Here is an 18,607-nt window from a genome sequence, read left to right as displayed (position 1 = left end):
GGCCCTTCCCTGTTGTAAAACTCAGCACAACTTGAGTCCGTTGGGGACCGCGCGGTCCGGCACGGCCAGCACCACGCCGCCCTTGTCCGCAAAGCCGGTCACAAGGCATTGCGAACGCACCGGGCCGATCTGGCGCGGCGGAAAGTTGACCACGCCCACGACCTGTTTGCCTTGCAACTCTTCAAAAGAATACAAATCGGTTATCTGTGCGCTGGACTTGAGCACCCCGATCTCCTCGCCGAAATCGACCCACAACTTGTAGGCCGGTTTGCGGGCTTCGGGAAACTCCTCGACACGCACAATAGTGCCGGTGCGCAACTCCACCTTCTCGAAATCGCTCCACTCTATGGTCTGCATGTTTTCTCCTTGCCATTGAAACAGGCAGTCCAGCACATTTATGCCCGGTGCGCAATCATGCATCCCGTCATTTCCGATACACGGTATAGGCCCGCCGCCGCAGCAATGCCAAGGCCAGCGACACCATGCCCAGCAACAAGACCAGCCCGAGATGGGTCCAATCCACCACCATGGTCAACTCCGGCGAAAACGACATGCCCGGCTGGTTCTTGATCATGCGCATTATGCCGGTCAGCACGATCCCGGCCAGCAGTCCGGCCCGCACAACCCCGCCCGGAGTCATCCGCAGGACATGCCGCCAACGAGTGAACCAGAGCACAAGCACCTGTGCCAACAGAGCCAACAGCAGGGCCGCCAGCACGTAATGCATCTTGTGCGTGAAATAGAAATCCGCAAGCCAGCCCAACCCCGGAATGTCCGCCACATAGTAGCGCTTGAATATGGGCATCTGGGCCAGCCCGGAAACGGCCAGCAACGAAGCGCAGACAACAAAGACGCGCGTGAACCATGCGGAAACCGGAGTCTTATTCTGCATCGTCATCCTCCTTGGTCAACGCCGCGCCCAGCCCCAGAACACCGGCCGCAAGACCGGCCACCGGTGCCAGCACAGCGGCCATGGCCAGATTTTCCTCATCGTTCATCATGTCCGGCACCAGTTCCAGACCGGGCCTTCCCGGTCCCTTTTCCACGGCCTTGTCCAGTTTGTCGAAGGGAACCGGAGACACATACAGGGTATTGGTCCCGCCGTTTTCATGCTCGCCGTAAATGAACCCGTTCATGGATTCAGCCAGCTCATGGGCCTTTTTCACGATGGCGTCCCTCGGGCCGATGGTCTGGACGCCTTCCGGACAAACTTCGATGCACGCAGGGAGCTCGCCCTGGGCCACGCGCTCGAAACAGCGGTCGCACTTGTACATGACGCCGTTGCCTGCAAAACGCGGCAAAAGCTTCTTGTACAACCCGACCCCGGTCTGGCGTTGCGGAATGTCCCACGGGCAGACGCTCTTGCACTTGGAGCCGCCAAGACAGATGTCGTCGTTGATACGCACGATGCCGTTCTCTTCTCGGGAACATGCGCCCCACGGGCACAGGTTGGCGCAGGGAGGATTCTGGCAATGCATGCAGCGGCGGGGAATGTTCAGGTCATGCACCTCGCCCTCGTGTTCCACTTCCGCGTTCTGGATAAACAGCCAGTTGTACGGGGTCAGCCGATCGTCCACGTCCTGCCGGTCAGACCAGTCCGACACCTTGACCCGCTTTGGGTACATGGGCGGAAACGGCTTTTCCGGCCGGGGATACTTGTGGCCGTTGGATTCGCGGCAGGCATACACACATTCGCCGCACCCGACACACCTCGAAATATCCAGCAGAGTGGCAAGCTCCTCGCCACGTTGCGCCGCCTCCACCGTACCGGGCAGAAAAAGTCCTGCGCCACCAAGCCCCAATACCTTGAGGAACCCTCTTCGGCTCACATGTTCAGTCATACCCATTCATCCTGCTTGTAATGGTTCACTCGACCACACTGTCACGATACACATTCATGCCGTCCATGTCCTGACCCTGACCACACACCGAATATTATTCGGCTGACAAGCGCCCGGAAACGGTTGATATTTTCACAAAAACGTCAAGGACAGACGTTTTTGACTGGACAATCAATCCTCATCCGAGTATATATTCTCAAGCATCACACACCAGACTTATCCATTTGCAGATGCCCCTTTCCGGGCACGCAATGCGGTTCACTTCATCCTTTTGGGCCGAACCTACATCCCATAGCGGCATTCATTCGCGCCCCCGGACGTACTGCGTCCGCAACCGTTTACCAATGAGGACTCTTCATGCTGAAAAAACAGGCCGACGCCACAACCAAAACCGCCTACCTGATCCTCGACGGAACCACCTATGAACTGCCGGTAATGGTGGGTACCGAAAACGAACACGCCATCGACATCACCAAACTCCGCAACGAAACCGGCCACATCACCTATGATCCAGGATATGCTAACACCGGTTCGTGCTCCAGCGCCATAACATATGTCAACGGCGAGGAAGGTGCCCTGCACTACCGGGGCTATCCCATCGAGGAAATCGCCGACAAGCACGGCTCGTTCATCGAAACAGCATGGCTGCTCATATTCGGCAAGCTGCCAAACCATGAGGAACGCCAGGAATTTCGCCAGATGCTCACGGACAATGAACTGCTCCATGAAGATCTGCGCCACCATTTCGAAGGTTTTCCGTCCAAAGGGCATCCCATGGCCATCCTCTCCGCCGTGGTCAACGCCATGGGCTGCTACCACCCGGACCTGCTGGAAATCCAGACCGAAGAAGAATTCATACAGGCCGCGGCCAAGGTCATCAGCAAGGTACGCACCGTTGCAGCATGGTCTTACCGCAAGTCGCAGGGCCTGCCCTTCATGTACCCGAACCCGTCGCTCAGCTACTGCCAGAATTTCCTGCACATGATGTTCTCGGAGCCTTACCGCCTCTACGAACCCAGCAAGGAAGAAACCCGGGCGTTGAGCCTGTTTTTCCTTTTGCATGCGGACCACGAGCAAAACTGCTCCTGTTCCACCGTACGCATGGTCCAGTCCACACAGGCCAACCTGTTTGCATCGGTATCGGCCGGCATTTGCGCCCTGTGGGGCAAACTGCATGGCGGGGCCAACGCGGGCGTCATCCGCATGCTGCATGAAATCCGCAACAACGAAATGACCATCGACAGCTATCTTGAACGGGTCAAGAACAAGGAATTCCGGCTCATGGGCTTCGGCCACCGTGTCTACAAAAGCTTCGACCCGCGGGCCCGCATCCTGCGCAAGGCCGCAACAGACCTGCTTGGAACCCTGGGTACGGACGACGACCTGCTGGAACTGGCCATGGAACTGGCGGAAAAAGCCATGGCAGACGATTACTTTGTCTCCCGGAAACTCTACCCCAATGTGGACTTCTATTCCGGCATCATCCTGCGCGCCCTGAACATCCCGGTAGACATGTTCCCGGTCATGTTCGCCATCGGCCGCATGCCCGGCTGGATCGCCCACTGGTACGAGGCCTACAGCGCCGGACAGGAAAAAATCCACCGTCCGCGTCAGATATACACGGGCGAATGCAGACGTCCCTACGTAAGCATGAATGAACGCGGCAAAAAATAAAAAAAAGCTTGCCAAAGCAAGGCGCCATGGCTAAAAGAATCATCCGCGAGCCGAAGTGGTGGAATTGGTAGACACGCATGGTTCAGGACCATGTGCCTTCACGGGCGTGGAAGTTCGAGTCTTCTCTTCGGCACCACGAAATCAAAAGGGTTGCAACAGCTGCTGCAACCCTTTTTCGTTTGTCAGAAAGGACAAAATCATCAGAGCGTTCGCACGCCGCAGGGCACATACGCGCCCTGCCTTGCCGAAACGGAATCGCATCACCGGCTCGCCATCGTTGGTTGAGCAACGCCAAAACCGGCCACACGACCGAAACTCCAACACGCACAACAGAAACTCTTCACCCTGCTGGGGGTCTCCCTCTTCCATTTATCCGCCAAATATCGTAATTGAAGACCAATCTCCCAACTGGCACATGTAACCACCGAATACGGGCACGGAGGCTGCAATGCAGGAAAAAGTCATCATCATGGGCGCGGCCGGCAGGGATTTTCACAATTTCAACGTATACTTCCGGAACAATCCGCGCTACCGGGTCATGGCCTTCACGGCCAACCAGATAGACGGCATTGAGGGACGCCGCTATCCGTCCGAACTGTGCGGAGAAGGCTATCCGGAAGGCATCCCCATCCACCACGAATCCGACCTGACATACGTAATCAGCCATTATAAGGTCGATCTCGTTGTCTTCTCCTATTCGGACGTGCCCCACTCCTACGTCATGCACAAAGCCGCCAAAGTGCAATCAATGGGTGCGGATTTTCTGCTCATCGGTGCGCAGTACACCATGATCGAATCCACCAAGCCCGTCATCTCGGTCTGCGCGGTCCGTACGGGCTGCGGCAAATCGCAAACCTCGCGCAAGGTCCTGCAAATCCTGCGCGATCAGGGCAAACAGGCCGTGGTGGTGCGGCATCCCATGCCCTACGGCGACCTCTCCCGGCAAAAGGTGCAGCGGTTCGCATCATATGACGACATGGACCGGCATCAATGCACCATTGAGGAACGCGAGGAATACGAACCGATCATCGATCTCGGAGGCGTGGTGTATGCAGGCATCGACTACGAGGCCATCCTGCGTGATGCCGAACAGGAGGCGGACGTGGTTATATGGGACGGCGGCAACAACGATACGCCCTTTTTCAAGCCCGATGTAGCCATAACGGTCTTCGATCCGCACCGGCCCGGGCATGAACGTCTGTACCACCCGGGCGAGACCAACATGCTGCTGGCCGACATTGCGGTCATCAACAAGATGGACACCGCGGACTCCGACAACGTGGACGTGGTTCAGACCAACATCAAACGGTTCAATCCCAAAGCTCAGATCATTTATGCGGAATCCCCGGTCGTGGTAGACCAACCGGAACTGGTGCGCGACAAGCGCGTGCTGGTGGTGGAAGACGGCCCAACGGTCACGCACGGAGAGATGCCCTTTGGCGCGGGAACCGTTGCCGCCAAGGAATATGGTGCCGCAGAACTGGTGGACCCGCGCTCCTGCGCCAGGGGACTGATCAGGGACGTGTACCGAAAATACCCGCACCTCGGTCCCGTGCTTCCGGCCATGGGTTACAGCGAGGAACAGGTCGGGGACCTGAAGGCCAGCATCGAGGCCTGCGACTGTGACGCGGTGCTGCTGGCCACCCCGGCGAACATATCGAGGATCATGGAACTGGACGTGCCCATGGTCCGGGCCAATTATTCCTATGCCGATGCCGGGGATCCTTCACTGGAACGGCATCTCTGCCAGTTGTTGGACCTACGCATACCCCACTGGCGATAAACCAACCGGATTACGCGTTCCCAACATCCGCAGCCGGCGTTGGCTCGCCGCAATGCGCAGGCATGAGCACCTCCACACGGACACCGCCCTCCGGGGCATTGTCCACACGGATATCCCACTGGTGCTCTTCCGCCACCTTGCGCGCAATGCTCAGTCCCATGCCGGCACCATTGGACTTGCGAGTAAAAAACGGATCAAAGATATGTGGCAGATCGTCATCGGGAATCCCGGTTCCCTGATCCTCGACCACAAAGCCGCACCCCTCGCCATGGCTGAACACGTGGATACGGACCACCGCCCGGCCATCCCTGCAGAAATCAATGGCGTTGTCCACAAGAGCATCCAGCAACCGGGTAAACTGGACCGGATCCGCCATTACCTGCAACGGCAACACATCGGCCTGCCATTCAAGTTCTTTTTCAAGATGTCGGGCACGCTGTTCCGCTTTTTGACGAGCCTCTTCCAACAGTTCGTCGAGCCGAAGCGGTTCCGGTCGTGGAGCCTCGATGCGTGCATAGTCGTTGACCGCGGTCACCATCTCTTCCAGACGCACGGACTCATCCAGAATCGTCCGGATGTACGTGTCCACGGAACCTTTGTCCCGGGCCTTCCTGAGTAAAAGATTGGCAAACCCCGCAATGGCAACCGTACGGTTGCGAACCTGATGCGCAACGGACAATGCCAACAGGTGCATGCTCCGGCGTCCTTCCTCAATGAAAAGAAGATCCCGATACGAGCGAATGGCCGTTGTCACGGTAGTGAACAGTTTCTGCACCGTGAGCTCTGTTTTCTGCTTGTAATCATTGATATCCAGCTCGGTAACCACCGTACGCTCGGGAGCCTGCCCGGGCTGCCCGGTTCGGAGGATGATGCGCGTCAACTGATTGCAGGCCTCGTTACGTATGAAACGGGCCACATCAAGCCCGGCCTGGTTGCTCTCCATGACCACATCCAGAAGAACCACGGCCGTGTCCGGATGTTCCATGATCTGCTGCCTTGCTTCCGCACCGGAAAAAGCGCTCAAAAACGTCAGCCCGCGACCTTCAAAAGTAAAATCGTCCAGCACCAGACGCGTCATGGAATGAACATCCTCCTGGTCGTCCACAATCATGAGCTTCCATGTCGAACCCGCCGCCAAGGGTTCGCTCTTGCGAAATCCGGACGATGCATCAGCATCGGAAAAAAGAGGTCTGTCATCTGTCATGGTACCACCCCGCACAACCATTGCATTTTTCAACTCATAGTAGTGTATACCAATTGAGGGTCCTTGTCCTGAACTGCACAAAAAATCTAAACACTGAAAAATCTACAAAATATGCAAAAACAAACGCTTTTCGTTCACATTCTTGTGCATTTTTGAAAAAATACGACACCACCCACATGACAGCCCGAAAGGCTCGAAAAAATAACACTTTGAAATAATTGGTATATTGGAAAAATCACACTCGCATGAAATTCTGGCACACGCCTTGCTTCAATGAATACAAACGACATAGCCTCCTACCAACCCTTAACTCCTCCACATGAACAAGGCCCTATCGAAAAATTTCGATAGGGCCTTGTTTGTGATGTCGCAAAAACAGCGAATCAGGCATCCGACATGGGACAACCGAACTGATGCTTCCTGCACAGCCAGAGAACCGATTTGCTCTCAATGTCGTAATGAGGACTCACATCCTCCTCCGTGCCGCAGCACACGCACTTGTGTCCCTGCGATTTGCGAGGGAAATAGTTCATCTGGTTGAGCTTGCGGTTGAACCTGTTGATATGCGGATACATGGGGTGTCCCTCGTGGCGGGAACAATCCCTCTTGTTCAGCTTTCCGGTCTCGCTGACCTTGATGCTGATCATCCGGGTCCGGTTGATGGTTCCGGTCTTTTTGTCAATGGTGATCTGGGTCGGTTCCTGCCAGCGGCAGATGAACCTGCGTCTGCTTTGGTCGAATCGCACCGTCATGATACGTCCTCCTTTCATGGCCGCACGCCGTCACGGCATGCGTTTCAGGCCAGGCTCTGGCGGGTGTTCCACCGTTTTCCAGTCCGGCCGGCCTATATTTCGTAATCCACCACCCTGCGCTCGCTGACCACGTTCTTGATGAACGCCACGCAAGCCTGATGCTCGGGGTGAATCTGATACGCCTCAAGGGCCTCCCGGGTTTCGATTTCCGAGTACAGCACAACATCACACTCGGGCACGCTCTCCACCATTTCGATTCCGACTTCGATATTCACGAGACCGGGAATCCGGCCACGAAGTCCTTCAAGCATTTCCTTCATTTTTACAGCGTTGGCAGAGGCTTCCGCGCCTTCGGCGTTGTCCTTGAGTTTCCACATTACAATATGCTTGATCATTGCCGTATATCCTTATGTTGTTCAGTTCGTTTCCATTCAATTAAGCAATTAGCGGGCCAGAAAACCAACACTTCCCGCCTTACATACAAAATAACAACTCCTGCGGCATTGTCACCCGATAGCCGCCATCTATAACCGGTCTAAAACAGCTCCGGGGGTTCGCTTGTTGCACCCGCTGACAGAAACATGCGCACACATGCGTTTGCTTGTGCCAACCTGCGGCAACACAGGCTATTGCTGCTCGGCGTCGCTTTGAGATCCGCCGCCCATGGAGGAAATCAGCCCAACCAGATTTTCGGCCAACAATGAAAGCTCTTCCACGGCTGCGGACGCAGCTTCCATTTCCCCATCGGTCTGTTCCGAAATCCGGCTCACTTCCAGCGTGGCCTGATTGATCTCCTCGCTGGCCGCGGATTGCTGCTCCGCCGCTGCGGCAATGCTGCGCACTCGATCCGCAGTTGCGTCGGATTCCGCCACGATCCGCTCCAGAGCCTCGCCGGACCGTTTGGCCAGCGCCGTACTTTTTTGCACGGATTCCACCGCCACTTCCGTGGCCTGCACGTTTTGGCTGGCTCCGTCCTGAATACTGCCAACGGCAACCCCGACCTCGGAAGTGGCCTGCATGGTTTTCTCCGCAAGCTTGCGGACCTCGTCCGCAACTACGGCAAATCCGCGTCCGGCCTCACCGGCCCGGGCCGCCTCAATGGCAGCGTTGAGCGCCAGCAGGTTGGTCTGGTCGGCAATGTCTTCGATCACGACCAGCACCTTGCCAATTTCCTCGGCCTTGCCGCCAAGCGACTCCATGGACACACGCAATTCGCCTGCGCGGTTATCCACTTCATCGATGGCGGAAATCACCTCGGCGACAACGGCCGAACCTTCAGTGGCTTCATCCTTGGCCTGTTCCGCGCTCTCGGCCGCGGCCACGGCATGCTGGGCCACCTCGGCCACTGTGGCGTTCATCTCTTCCATTGCCGTGGCTGTTTCCGTGGTCCTGTCCCGCTGGGTGGCGGCGCCGGACCGGGCCGAAACCACGGAGCGGCTCAATTGCTCGGCCGCCGCGGCAAGGCGGGCAGAAATGTCTCCGGCTTCCTCAGCAGCTTGGGATATCTGCCGGTTCTGATCGGATATCTGCTGTTCGCGATCCTTGAGTTCGGTCACGTCCAGATACATGCAGAACCCGCCGATGATCTTCCCTTCCAAATCCGCCAACGGGGAAAGATTGGCCAAAACCGATATGTCGCGCGCCTTGTCCGTGCGGAACACGGCCGGGCGGTGATGCGCCTTGTAGTCCTTGCGCATGCAGTCGCCGATCAGAGCGTCACGGTCATCCTTGTAAAAAATCTGCGAAATCTTTTTCCCGTAATAATCTTCGGGATTGCGGTCCGAATCCATCATGTCCATGCACTCCTTGTTCAGGAACGTGATGCGTTGGTCCGTATCCACCACACAGGTGGGAACCGGCAATCCGTCCAGAATGCCCTGGGCATAGCCGAGACGATCCTTGTAACAACCGACCAGTTCGCGGGCGGCGTGGCCAAGGCCCAGGAACTCGCCGGGAAACGCCTGGTCCAGCGCTACCGAGTAGCGGCCTTCGGCCACGTCGTGCAGATATCCCTGCACCGCAGCAGCAGGCCTGCTTACCCGCCGGACCAAAAACACATACAGCAGCACTGCACCCAAAACTGCGACGGCGCCGATGGCAACGCTCATGAGCATCCAGCCCATCTGCATCACATGCAACACATACACTGCCGCTGCACATAGGCCGAACACGCCCAGATAGACGGCAAGCGCCACCACGGGAGTGGCTAATGCCGATTCGGAAACTTCATTCTTCATACCACCCTCCAAACATCGCCAGCCCCCCGGAGGCGAAAAAATGTATTGCCAAAACAGTGTGAAATTCTTTTAAAGGGCCTTCCGCCGCAAAACGGAAGGCCCGGAAAAGGCCCGGAGTACGGAGTAAGCGTGGCGTCACTTCGAGGGATTGCGGTCCAACCGCCCCCGGGCCTCATGCATGATTGGTTATTTCTTGTTTTCCGCCATGACCTCGGCAACGTGCTTGACCTGAACCTTGGAACCGCGACGACGCAGTCCACCTCGCAGCTGCATGATGCAGCCGGGGCAGTCGGTCAGCAGGATGTCGGCACCGGTCGCTTCAACGTTGTCGAGCTTCTTCCTGAGCAATTCGCTGGAAAGTTCGGGGAACTTCATGGAGAAGGTTCCGCCAAATCCACAGCAGACTTCCTCTTCGTCGCACTCGCGATACTCCAGACCTGCGGTCTTGATCAGATCCCGCGGCGCGTCGTGCACGTCCAGTCCCCGGCACAGGTGGCACGGAGCATGGTACGTGGCGGACTCGTTGCTCTTGCGGAACGCGTCGTCGGAGACCCTGAGCACGTCGTGGACGAACGAACTGTAGTCGATGACCTTGCGGCTGAATTCCATGGCCAGGGACTCCAGTTGCGGATCGCCGGCCACCAGCTTGGGATAGCTGTGCTTCAGGTGCGATGCGCAGGAGGCGCACAGGGTCACGACATAGTCGTAATTGCCTTTCTGGAAGGCGCGCAGGTTCTGGATGGCCACATCCCGGGCAGCCTTTTTCTCGCCCATCATCTGTACGGGCAGGCCGCAACAGGACTGCTTGTCCGGGAATTCCATCTCGACCTGATTGTCGCCAAGAATCTTGACACAGGCCTTCATCTGCTCGGGGTAGACAAAGTCCTGAACACAACCGGAGAACAGGCCCACCCGGTACTGCGGGTTCTTGACCTCGGGACGGATGTCCTTCCACATGTCGCGGAACGGTTTCTCCGCAATGGTGGGCAGTGCGCGGAAGTTCTGGTTGCTGAACATCATGGGCAGATGGCGCAGGTAGCCTTCGCCCTCTTCCATGGGCTTCTGGGCATACTTGGCAGTACGCAACAGCGTGTGGAACAGACGGCGGTTGCGCAGCAGTTTGCCGAGCAGCAGGCTGGGCAGCGGGTGGCCGTCCTCGTCCTGAATGCGTGCGTGAATTTCCTTGATGAGCCGCGGCAGATCAATGCCGCCCGCGCAGATATCCTTGCAGGCTTCACAGTTGATGCAGTTCTGGACCAGGTTCTTGGCCTTTTCCTTGCCATGGAAGAAATAGGTCAGAATCAGACCGATGGCGCCGATGTAGATGTGCCCCATCTTGTGGCCGCCCACAAGGCGGTACACCGGGCAGACGTTGGCGCATGCTCCGCAGCGGACACAGCGCAGGACCTGCGAGAACAGCGGGTCCTTGGCCAGTTCGCGGCGTCCGTTGTCCAGAACAACAAAATGAATTTCCTTTTTGCCGTCCGGACCGGGCGCGCATTCGTTGGCACCGGTGATCCAGGTCACGTAGGAAGTGATGGCCTGTCCGGTGGCGTTGCGCGGCAGCACCTTGATGGTACGCAGGGCGTCGTGCAGGGTCGGAACCAGCTTGTCCATACCCATGAGCGCAACGTGCACGCGGGGCAGCGTGGTCACAAGACGGGCGTTGCCCTCGTTGGTCACCAGCCCGATGCCACCGGTTTCGGCAACAGCGAAGTTGGCGCCGGAAATGCCCATGTCGGCCTCGGCATACTTGCGGCGAAGCTCGCGGCGAGCAACCTTGACCAGCTTTTCAATGTCCGAATCCTGATCCTTGCCCGTGACCTTGGAAAAGAGGTCCTTGACCTGATACCGGGAAAGGTGAATGGCGGGCATGACCATGTGGCTCGGCCCTTCGTGGCGAAGCTGGATGATCCATTCTCCAAGGTCGGTTTCCGTGACCTCGAGGCCATGGTCTTCCAACGCGTGGTTGAGCAGGGTTTCCTCTGCGGTCATGGACTTGGATTTGACGATTTTCTTGCAGTTGGAATCCAGGGCGATGCGGCTGATGATACTGTTGGCTTCGTCTGCGTCCTTGGCGAAATGAACCTTGACGCCGGCGGCCTCGGCATTTTCCTTGAACTGTTCATACAGTTCATCGAGATGCTGGGCAGCGTAGTCCTTGGAATCCGCAACCTTGCGAATCAGGCCCTTGACGTCCATGCCCTTGAAGGCATTGGCGCGTCCGGCCCTGTAGGCCACGGCAAAATTATCGAGTGAAGTCCGCAGAAAGTCGTTATCCAGAGACTCATGCAGCTCTTCACGATATTCCTTGAGATTGTCGGCTTTCTGCATGCTAGTCCTCCAAGAGCAGGATGTGAAGTTCCAGGGGGCCGTGGACACCGAGAGCAAGAACGCGCTCGATGTCGGCGGTCCGGCTCGCGCCTGTGATGAAGGCGTGGTAGTCGGGAGTGTCCTTCATGGCGTCGAGAAGATGCTTTTCAACGTCATAGGAAGTTTCCACGATCTTGGACTTGGGCAGCAGCGCCACATGAATCTCGCTGACCATGGTGGCCAAACGCACTTCTTCCTTTTTGGAGGCCAGAACCAGCGTGCCGGTTTCGGCAATGCCATGCTGGACCTCGGTGAAGCCGATGTCGATTCCGGCCAGATGATCGCGCATGCCGGAATCAATGAGCTCCAGACCGGCCTTTTCACAACGGGTCTTGAGCATCTTGAAGGTTTTCGAATCAAGACCCGGCGCGGCAACGATCTTGCCCTGCTTGGTCTCGCAGACAGCCTCGGCCTCATCGGAGAGGGCCTGCTCACACCCGACGGGCATCAACTGGCAGGCTTCCTTCTTGTCGCAAAGCTCGACCACGTAATTCAATGCGTCGACCGGCTTCTTGATCTCGGTGACCACGGCCGAAACCGCTGTCGCCTTCTCCGTAAACAAAGCAACACATTCTTGATTTGTCATAGCTCCTCACATTTCTCCCTCAGGGCGGCCCAAGGGCCGCCCCCGCACAAAGAGGGAATTCGTATTGGACCGACCAAAAACTAGGAAGCGAGAACGTCCCGCGTTTCCCGTGCGATGGCCAGTTCCTCGTTGGTGGGAATAACCCACACGTCGACAACACTGTTGTCGGCACTTATTTTTTTCGGCTCACTGGAACGTTCCGCGTTTGCGGCTTCGTCCACAACGATACCGAGATTTTCCATTCCGCGCAGGCTCTCCAAACGGACGATGTCGTCGTTTTCGCCGATGCCTGCGGTAAAGACGATGGCATCCACACGACCGAGGGCGGCCATGTAGGAACCGATGTACTTCTTGTTGCGATAGGTCTGCACGGCCACAGCCATGGCAGCGCGCTTGTCACCCTTGTCCGCGGCGGCATGAATGTCGCGCATGTCGGACATGCCGCACATGCCTTCAAGGCCGGACTTCTTGTTGAGCAGTGTGTCGATCTCATCCACGCTCATGCCCTTGTTGCGAGCCAGGTAGGCCACCACGGCCGGGTCGATATCGCCGCAGCGGGTCCCCATGACCAGACCCGCCAGGGGGGTCAGGCCCATGGACGTGTCCACGCACTTGCCGTTCTTCACGGCCGACATGGAACTGCCGTTGCCAAGGTGCACGGTGATGATGTTGCAGTCTTCAAGCGGCTTTTCCAAAATCCTGGCCATTTCGCCCGCAACGAACTTATGGGACGTGCCATGAGCTCCGTAACGGCGAATCTTGTTTTCCGTATAGAGTTCATACGGCAATGCATACATGTATGCATGCTCGGGCAGGGTCTGATGAAAGGCGGTATCGAACACGACCACCTGGGGAACGCCGGGGAACAGGTCGGCTCCGACCCGGATTCCGGCAAGGTGGGCCGCGTTGTGCAGCGGAGCCAGCGGGATGCAGGCTTCGATGCCCTTGATCACCTCGTCATCGACCACGGTGGGTTCGCTGAAGTACTCACCGCCATGGACGACGCGGTGTCCCAGAGCGCCGATTTCCGATTTGTCCTTGATCACGGCGGTTTCGCCAGTGGTGATCAGTTCGATGACCTTGAGCAGCCCCTCGTTATGGGAGGGAACCTCCATGTCGATGGAGGTCTTGGTCTCGGCGTCGGTATCGGGTGCCTTCTTGTAGACGACGACACCGCCTTCAAGGCCAATGCGCTCCACCAGTCCGCTGCAAAGGACAGACTCGTCCTCCATGTCGATGAGCTGGTACTTGATGGAGGAACTGCCTGAATTGAGTACAAGAATCTTCATATTTTCTATTCCTTCTCGGCCTGGGCCTGAATGGCGGTAATGGCCACGGTGTTGACGATATCGGGCACGGTGCAACCGCGGGACAAGTCGTTGACGGGCTTGTTCAGGCCCTGAAGCACAGGGCCGATGGCCACGGCCTGTGCGGCACGCTGAACAGCCTTGTAGGTGTTGTTCCCGGCATTCAGATCCGGGAAAACGAACACGGTGGCGCGTCCGGCCACGTCACTGCCGGGCAGCTTGGTGGCGGCCACGGCCGGGTCAATGGCCGCGTCGTACTGCAGCGGGCCTTCGATGGGCAGGTCCGGGCAGCACTCCTGGGCGCGCTTGCGGGCCAGGTCGGTGGCTTCGATGATCTTTTCAACGTCCGCGCCCGCCCCGGAGGAACCCGTGGAATAGCTGAGCATGGCCACACGAGGTTCAACGCCGAAAATGCGTGCAGTATGGGCCGAGGAAATGGCGATTTCAGCAAGCTGGGGAGCGCCAGGGTTGGGGTTCACGGCGCAGTCACCGAATACCAGCACCCTGTCCTTGAGGCACATCAGGAAAACCGAGGAAACAATGCTTGCGCCGGGCTTGGTCTTGATGAACTCGAACGCCGGGCGAATTGTGTGGGCAGTGGTATTGACCGAACCGGAAACCATGCCGTCAGCCGCTCCCTTGAAGACCATCATGGTCCCGAAATAGGTCGGGTCGGCCATGCGGTCATGGGCGATGTCTTCGGTCACGCCCTTTTTCTTGCGCAGCTCCATGTAGGTCTGCTTGTAGTCCCCGAACATCTCGGACTGGACCGGATCAATGATCTGGGCAGCGGAAAGGTCAAGTCCCAATCCATTGGCCTTGTTCAGGATCTCGTCCACCGGTCCGAGCAGGGTTATGTCCGCGACGGCACGGCGCAACAAAATGTCCGTGGCACGCAGGACGCGCTCGCCCGTACCTTCGGGCAGCACGATGCGCTGACGGTCCGAGGCGGCCTTTTCAACAAGGCTGTACTCGAACATCTTGGGCGTGATCTTGGTGGACTTGCGCTCCACCACGCGTTCGCGCAGTTCGCGAACGTTCACGCTGGATTCAAAAAGCCCCAACGCGGAGGCAATCTTCTTCTGATCGTCGGGCTGGATCCGGCCGTAAAGCTCGTTGAGCTTCTGGGTGGCCTGATACGTATGCCCCTGAACGGAGACAATGGGCACCGGGACGCCGGTCCAGCCCTCGATCAGTCTGTGTACGGTAGGTGACGGTTCAATGCCCCCGGTCAGCACCACCCCGGCAATATTGGGGTATGAGCTGGACAGGCGGGACGCAAGGGATGCAAGGGTGATGTCCGAGCGGTCCCCGGGAGTGATGATCAGACTGCCTTCATCGATGTATTCGAGGAAGTTGCCGATCTGCATGGCTGCAATGATGTAGTTGTCCACAAGAGTGTCCATGCGGCCGTGGCCGTAGAGGATCTGGCCGTCAAGCCAGCGGCACACGTCGCCCATGCTCGGATTGCCGAGGCTTTCGTCTTCGGCGATGGCATAGACGAGCAACTCGGCGCATTGCGCCTTGCTCTGTATTCTGGAGACAATGTCCTGCGTGTCCTGTTCGTGGCTCACGCGGTTGATGACTGCGGCGACGACATCAAGGCCCTTCTCTTCAAGAGCATCAACAGTCAGCTGGGTCAGGCTCACGATTTCGTCTGAGGCCTTCTTGCGGCCCGAGGCAACCACCATCACCGGCGCGCCGAGGTTGGCGGCGATATCGGCGTTGAGGTCGAACTCGAATGCCGAGTCCTTGCCCTGGAAATCGGTGCCTTCGCAGAGCACGAAATTGTACTTTGCTTCCAGCTGCTTGTACTTCTTGAGAATATTCTCCAAAAGAAGCGCGTGCTGGCCGGAATTGATCAGTTCGCGCGCCTCTTTCAGCGTGTAGGCGTAAGTGTCCTCGTAGGGAATATCGAGCTGATATTCGCTGAGTATCAGATTGATGTCGTGGTCCCGGTGGCCGTCGCCCGGATCATTGATGATCGGGCGGAAGAACGCCGCCTTGCGCACTTCGCGCAAAAGCAACTGCATGACACCGAGAACTATAGCGGACTTGCCGCTTCTCTCTTCTGTCGCCGTAATGTACAAATTGGTGGACATTGCCATTCCTGTTGACGGTTCGTCAGTAGCAAACGCCGTGGCTAGCGGAGGCCTTCGGCGTATAGCTCCATGACATGTTTCACATTAACTCCGGCCTTTTTCTGCGAGAGCATGTCCGTGATCTGCATCATGCAGGCAGGACAACTGGTGGCCACGACGGAAGCGCCCGAGTTGACGATGTTTTCCGCCTTGCGGTCACCGATCTTCTTGGACAGGTCGTAGTGGGCGATGTTGAAGCTGCCGCCACTGCCGCAGCATGTGCCCGCTTCCGCCATTTCCTTGTACTCGCAGCCGGAGCTTGCCTTGATTATCGTTCTGGGCTGTGCAGTGACGCCCAGGGAGTTCTTGAGGTGACAAGGGTCGTGATAGGTCACGGTCTTGTTGCCGCCCACCTTGGCGGGCTCGACACCCAGCACGTCCACGAGGAACTCACTGATGTCCATGGTCCGGGCGGCCAGATCGCGAAGCTTCATGCGATTGGCGGAACTGCCCTGATACATGCTCGGCCAGAGTTCCTTGATGGTGGACGTACAGGTTGCACACGACGTGATCAGATAGTCGAACTCGCCCTTTTCAAAAAGGGCCAGGTTTTCCTCGACCAACTTGTCAAAGGACGAGGTGTCACCACTGGAGATGGTGGGGATGCCGCAGCAGGCCTGGCCTGCAGGCATGAACACGCCCACGCCGTGGTGCTCCAGCACCTTGAGGGTGGCCTCGCCCACGTTGGGATAGATCTTGTCGATGACGCAACCAACGAAGATGGCCACTTTCTTGCCGCTCTTGCCTGCCGGGGTGTCCAGCTCGGGAACGATCTTGTGCAGGGGCTTGCTGGCCAGTCCCTTGAAGTGGCGATCGCCGATGACGGGAGCCTGGAACCGGGCACAGGAAGAACCGAGCATGTCGTCCGCCTTCTTGGTGAACAGTCCCTGGAACTTGGAACCGAACGACAACAGGTGGTTGAACAGCTTCGGGTTCACCAGCATGCCTCGGAAAATGGCCTTCTTCACGGGAGAAAGACCGAAGTAGCCGGTCATGATGGCGCGGGCCTTGATGAAGATGTCCAGAATCTTCACGCCGCTCGGACAGTTGGCCTGGCAGGTGCCGCACAAAAGGCAGCGGTTGAGTTTTTCGTTGACCCCTTCCGGGTCCTTGAGCATCTCCGAGGCAAGCCCGTCCAAAAGGGCCAGCTTGCCGCGGGTGACGTCGGATTCCTTACCGGTCTGGGCAAAGAGCGGACAGACGGCCTGGCACATGCCGCAACGCATGCAGCCGACCAACTGGTCGTCCAGCTCCTTGAGCATAGTCGCGAGTTGATGAATATCAGCCATGATTGTCCTCCCTAGCCTATGATCTTGTGGGGGTTCAGGATGCCCTTGGGATCGAGCACGGACTTCATGCGGCGGGAATAGGCAAGGGTACCGGGGCTGGTTTCAGACTCGATGAACTTGGACTTGGCAAGGCCGATGCCGTGTTCGCCGGAAAGCGTACCACCCAAAGCCAGTGCACGATCAAAGATCATTTCAATGGCTTCCTCGACACGCTGCCACTCCTTGGTATCGCGCTTGTCGGTAAGGATGGTCGGATGCAGGTTACCGTCACCGGCATGACCGAAGGTACCGATGGTCAGGTTGTACTTGTTGCTGATTTCGTCCAGTGCGGCGATCATGGCCGGGATCTGGGACCGGGGCACGGTGGCGTCTTCAAGCACGCAGGTGGGCTTGAGGTTGGCCAGTGCGGGCAGCGCGTCGCGGCGGGCCTGCCACACGGCGTCACGTTCGGCGGCGTCATTGGCGATCTTGATTTCGGAAGCGGAATTCTGCTTGCAGATTTCCTCGACCTTGGCGGCCTCGTCCTCGACCTGTGCGGGATGGCCGTCCACTTCAATGAGCAGCATTGCGGCTGCATCGGTGGGCAGTCCGGCCTTGCGGAAGTTCTCCACCGTACGGATGGTGAAGTTGTCCATGATTTCCAGGGTGGCCGGAACGATCTTGTTGGCGATGATGGCGGCAACGGTTTCGGATGCGGCCTTCATGGAGGGGAACACGGCCATCATGGACTTGGCGGCCAGCACGGGCGGAACCAGCTTCAGGATCAGCTTGTCGAACACGCCCAGCGTGCCTTCGGAGGCGACCATGAGGCCGGCGAGGTTGTAGCCGGTCACACACTTGACCGTGCGGGAGCCGGATTTGATCAGGTTGCCGTCCACGTCCCAGAAGTCCACGCCCATGACGTAGTCCTTGGTCACGCCGTACTTGAGGCCGCGCAGGCCACCGGCGTTTTCGGCAACGTTGCCGCCGAGAGTGGAAACGGTCTGGCTACCCGGATCCGGGGGATAAAAAAGACCCTTGGAAGCGACTTCGGCCGCAAACTTGGCAGTGACAACACCGGGTTCGACCACGGCGTACATGTCCTGCTCGTTGATTTCCAGAATACGGTTCAGGCCGTTGGTCAGCACGACCACGCCGCCCGGATGCGGAATGGTTCCGCCGGAAAGGTTGGTGCCTGCGCCGCGAACGGTCAGGGGAAGGCCGTTGTCGTTGCAGAGCTTGACGGTCTTGCCCAATTCTTCGCTATTGGTGGGGCGGACCACCAGAGCGGGCATGACGGAATCCAGCACAGCCGCATCATATGAATAGGTGTGGCGATCGGTTTCGCTGGTCATGACATTGTCGGAACCGACAATTGCCTCAAAATCCTTGATGATGGCATCTTTAGTCATCACAGACTCCTCAAAAATATTCATCAGTT

The 18,607-nt window shown here is 57.8% G+C and carries 15 protein-coding genes and 1 tRNA gene; 3 read left to right on the top strand and 13 right to left on the bottom strand.

Going from position 1 to position 18,607, the window contains the following annotated elements:
- Positions 1 to 21 precede the first annotated feature (21 nt).
- The 3 genes from F8A88_RS03525 to F8A88_RS03515 form a co-directional block, all read right to left on the bottom strand.
- Positions 22 to 357 (bottom strand): tRNA-binding protein, encoded by a 336-nt coding sequence (locus tag F8A88_RS03525; protein WP_151149692.1) that lies wholly within the window; start codon positions 355 to 357, stop codon positions 22 to 24.
- Between the two features lie 67 nt (positions 358 to 424).
- A complete protein-coding gene (locus tag F8A88_RS03520; RefSeq protein WP_151149691.1) occupies positions 425 to 892 on the bottom strand; it encodes a hypothetical protein in 468 nt (155 codons plus the stop codon).
- Positions 882 to 1,841 (bottom strand): 4Fe-4S dicluster domain-containing protein, encoded by a 960-nt coding sequence (locus F8A88_RS03515; protein ID WP_151150248.1) that lies wholly within the window; start codon positions 1,839 to 1,841, stop codon positions 882 to 884. The genes F8A88_RS03520 and F8A88_RS03515 overlap by 11 nt, the downstream gene beginning before the upstream one ends.
- 357 nt (positions 1,842 to 2,198) lie before the next feature.
- On the opposite strand from F8A88_RS03515, the gene F8A88_RS03510 reads away from it, so the two are divergent.
- From F8A88_RS03510 to F8A88_RS03500, 3 genes are all read left to right on the top strand, one after another.
- Positions 2,199 to 3,515 (top strand): citrate synthase, encoded by a 1,317-nt coding sequence (locus F8A88_RS03510; RefSeq protein ID WP_151149690.1) that lies wholly within the window; start codon positions 2,199 to 2,201, stop codon positions 3,513 to 3,515.
- A gap of 49 nt (positions 3,516 to 3,564) precedes the next feature.
- A tRNA-Leu gene (locus F8A88_RS03505) sits at positions 3,565 to 3,651 on the top strand.
- A gap of 312 nt (positions 3,652 to 3,963) precedes the next feature.
- Positions 3,964 to 5,298 carry a cyclic 2,3-diphosphoglycerate synthase gene (locus F8A88_RS03500; protein WP_151149688.1) on the top strand — a complete coding sequence of 445 codons (1,335 nt, stop codon included), beginning with the start codon at positions 3,964 to 3,966 and terminating at the stop codon, positions 5,296 to 5,298.
- A gap of 10 nt (positions 5,299 to 5,308) precedes the next feature.
- Here the strand turns inward: F8A88_RS03500 and F8A88_RS15735 are convergent, their stop codons facing one another.
- The 10 genes from F8A88_RS15735 to F8A88_RS03450 all read right to left on the bottom strand — a co-directional run bounded on the left by F8A88_RS15735 (position 5,309) and on the right by F8A88_RS03450 (position 18,578).
- A complete protein-coding gene (locus tag F8A88_RS15735) occupies positions 5,309 to 6,502 on the bottom strand; it encodes an ATP-binding response regulator (RefSeq protein WP_161598330.1) in 1,194 nt (397 codons plus the stop codon).
- Between the two features lie 383 nt (positions 6,503 to 6,885).
- Positions 6,886 to 7,254, bottom strand: coding sequence for a hypothetical protein (locus F8A88_RS03490; RefSeq protein ID WP_151149687.1), 369 nt, complete (start codon positions 7,252 to 7,254; stop codon positions 6,886 to 6,888).
- 92 nt (positions 7,255 to 7,346) lie between these two features.
- Positions 7,347 to 7,649, bottom strand: a complete 303-nt coding sequence (locus tag F8A88_RS03485; protein ID WP_151149685.1) for a Dabb family protein — start codon at positions 7,647 to 7,649, stop codon at positions 7,347 to 7,349.
- A 231-nt stretch (positions 7,650 to 7,880) separates the two neighbouring features.
- Positions 7,881 to 9,491, bottom strand: coding sequence for a methyl-accepting chemotaxis protein (locus F8A88_RS03480; RefSeq protein ID WP_151149683.1), 1,611 nt, complete (start codon positions 9,489 to 9,491; stop codon positions 7,881 to 7,883).
- Positions 9,492 to 9,677: 186 nt separating this feature from the next.
- Entirely contained in the window at positions 9,678 to 11,825 is a 2,148-nt protein-coding gene (ldhH, locus tag F8A88_RS03475) for an L-lactate dehydrogenase (quinone) large subunit LdhH (protein ID WP_151149681.1), read from the bottom strand.
- 1 nt (position 11,826) lies between these two features.
- Complete coding sequence (locus F8A88_RS03470) at positions 11,827 to 12,450, bottom strand: LutC/YkgG family protein (protein ID WP_151149680.1); 624 nt, start codon at positions 12,448 to 12,450, stop codon at positions 11,827 to 11,829.
- Positions 12,451 to 12,530: 80 nt separating this feature from the next.
- On the bottom strand, positions 12,531 to 13,739 hold the full coding sequence (locus F8A88_RS03465) for an acetate/propionate family kinase (protein WP_151149679.1): 1,209 nt from the start codon (positions 13,737 to 13,739) through the stop codon (positions 12,531 to 12,533).
- 5 nt (positions 13,740 to 13,744) lie between these two features.
- Positions 13,745 to 15,859: a phosphate acetyltransferase gene (gene pta, locus F8A88_RS03460; protein ID WP_151149677.1), complete on the bottom strand. Its 2,115-nt coding sequence runs from the start codon at positions 15,857 to 15,859 to the stop codon at positions 13,745 to 13,747.
- A 41-nt stretch (positions 15,860 to 15,900) separates the two neighbouring features.
- Positions 15,901 to 17,187, bottom strand: coding sequence for a (Fe-S)-binding protein (locus F8A88_RS03455; protein WP_151149676.1), 1,287 nt, complete (start codon positions 17,185 to 17,187; stop codon positions 15,901 to 15,903).
- An 11-nt stretch (positions 17,188 to 17,198) separates the two neighbouring features.
- The gene (locus F8A88_RS03450; protein ID WP_151149675.1) at positions 17,199 to 18,578 is read right to left on the bottom strand and encodes an FAD-binding oxidoreductase; all 1,380 of its coding nucleotides are present in this window, start codon (positions 18,576 to 18,578) and stop codon (positions 17,199 to 17,201) included.
- Between the last annotated feature and the right edge of the window lie 29 nt (positions 18,579 to 18,607).

The sequence above is a fragment of the Pseudodesulfovibrio senegalensis genome, from assembly GCF_008830225.1.
GTDB classification, from domain to species: Bacteria; Desulfobacterota; Desulfovibrionia; order Desulfovibrionales; family Desulfovibrionaceae; genus Pseudodesulfovibrio; species Pseudodesulfovibrio senegalensis.
This window is presented reverse-complemented; position numbering and strand designations above follow the sequence as displayed.

Coding starts and splice junctions, on each gene's coding strand:
- F8A88_RS03525 (WP_151149692.1), bottom strand. CDS start 357: ATGCAGACCATAGAGTGGAGCGATTTCGAGAAGGTGGAGTTGCGCACC.
- F8A88_RS03520 (WP_151149691.1), bottom strand. CDS start 892: ATGCAGAATAAGACTCCGGTTTCCGCATGGTTCACGCGCGTCTTTGTT.
- F8A88_RS03515 (WP_151150248.1), bottom strand. CDS start 1,841: ATGACTGAACATGTGAGCCGAAGAGGGTTCCTCAAGGTATTGGGGCTT.
- F8A88_RS03510 (WP_151149690.1), top strand. CDS start 2,199: ATGCTGAAAAAACAGGCCGACGCCACAACCAAAACCGCCTACCTGATC.
- F8A88_RS03500 (WP_151149688.1), top strand. CDS start 3,964: ATGCAGGAAAAAGTCATCATCATGGGCGCGGCCGGCAGGGATTTTCAC.
- F8A88_RS15735 (WP_161598330.1), bottom strand. CDS start 6,502: ATGACAGATGACAGACCTCTTTTTTCCGATGCTGATGCATCGTCCGGA.
- F8A88_RS03490 (WP_151149687.1), bottom strand. CDS start 7,254: ATGACGGTGCGATTCGACCAAAGCAGACGCAGGTTCATCTGCCGCTGG.
- F8A88_RS03485 (WP_151149685.1), bottom strand. CDS start 7,649: ATGATCAAGCATATTGTAATGTGGAAACTCAAGGACAACGCCGAAGGC.
- F8A88_RS03480 (WP_151149683.1), bottom strand. CDS start 9,491: ATGAAGAATGAAGTTTCCGAATCGGCATTAGCCACTCCCGTGGTGGCG.
- ldhH (WP_151149681.1), bottom strand. CDS start 11,825: ATGCAGAAAGCCGACAATCTCAAGGAATATCGTGAAGAGCTGCATGAG.
- F8A88_RS03470 (WP_151149680.1), bottom strand. CDS start 12,450: ATGACAAATCAAGAATGTGTTGCTTTGTTTACGGAGAAGGCGACAGCG.
- F8A88_RS03465 (WP_151149679.1), bottom strand. CDS start 13,739: ATGAAGATTCTTGTACTCAATTCAGGCAGTTCCTCCATCAAGTACCAG.
- pta (WP_151149677.1), bottom strand. CDS start 15,859: ATGTCCACCAATTTGTACATTACGGCGACAGAAGAGAGAAGCGGCAAG.
- F8A88_RS03455 (WP_151149676.1), bottom strand. CDS start 17,187: ATGGCTGATATTCATCAACTCGCGACTATGCTCAAGGAGCTGGACGAC.
- F8A88_RS03450 (WP_151149675.1), bottom strand. CDS start 18,578: ATGACTAAAGATGCCATCATCAAGGATTTTGAGGCAATTGTCGGTTCC.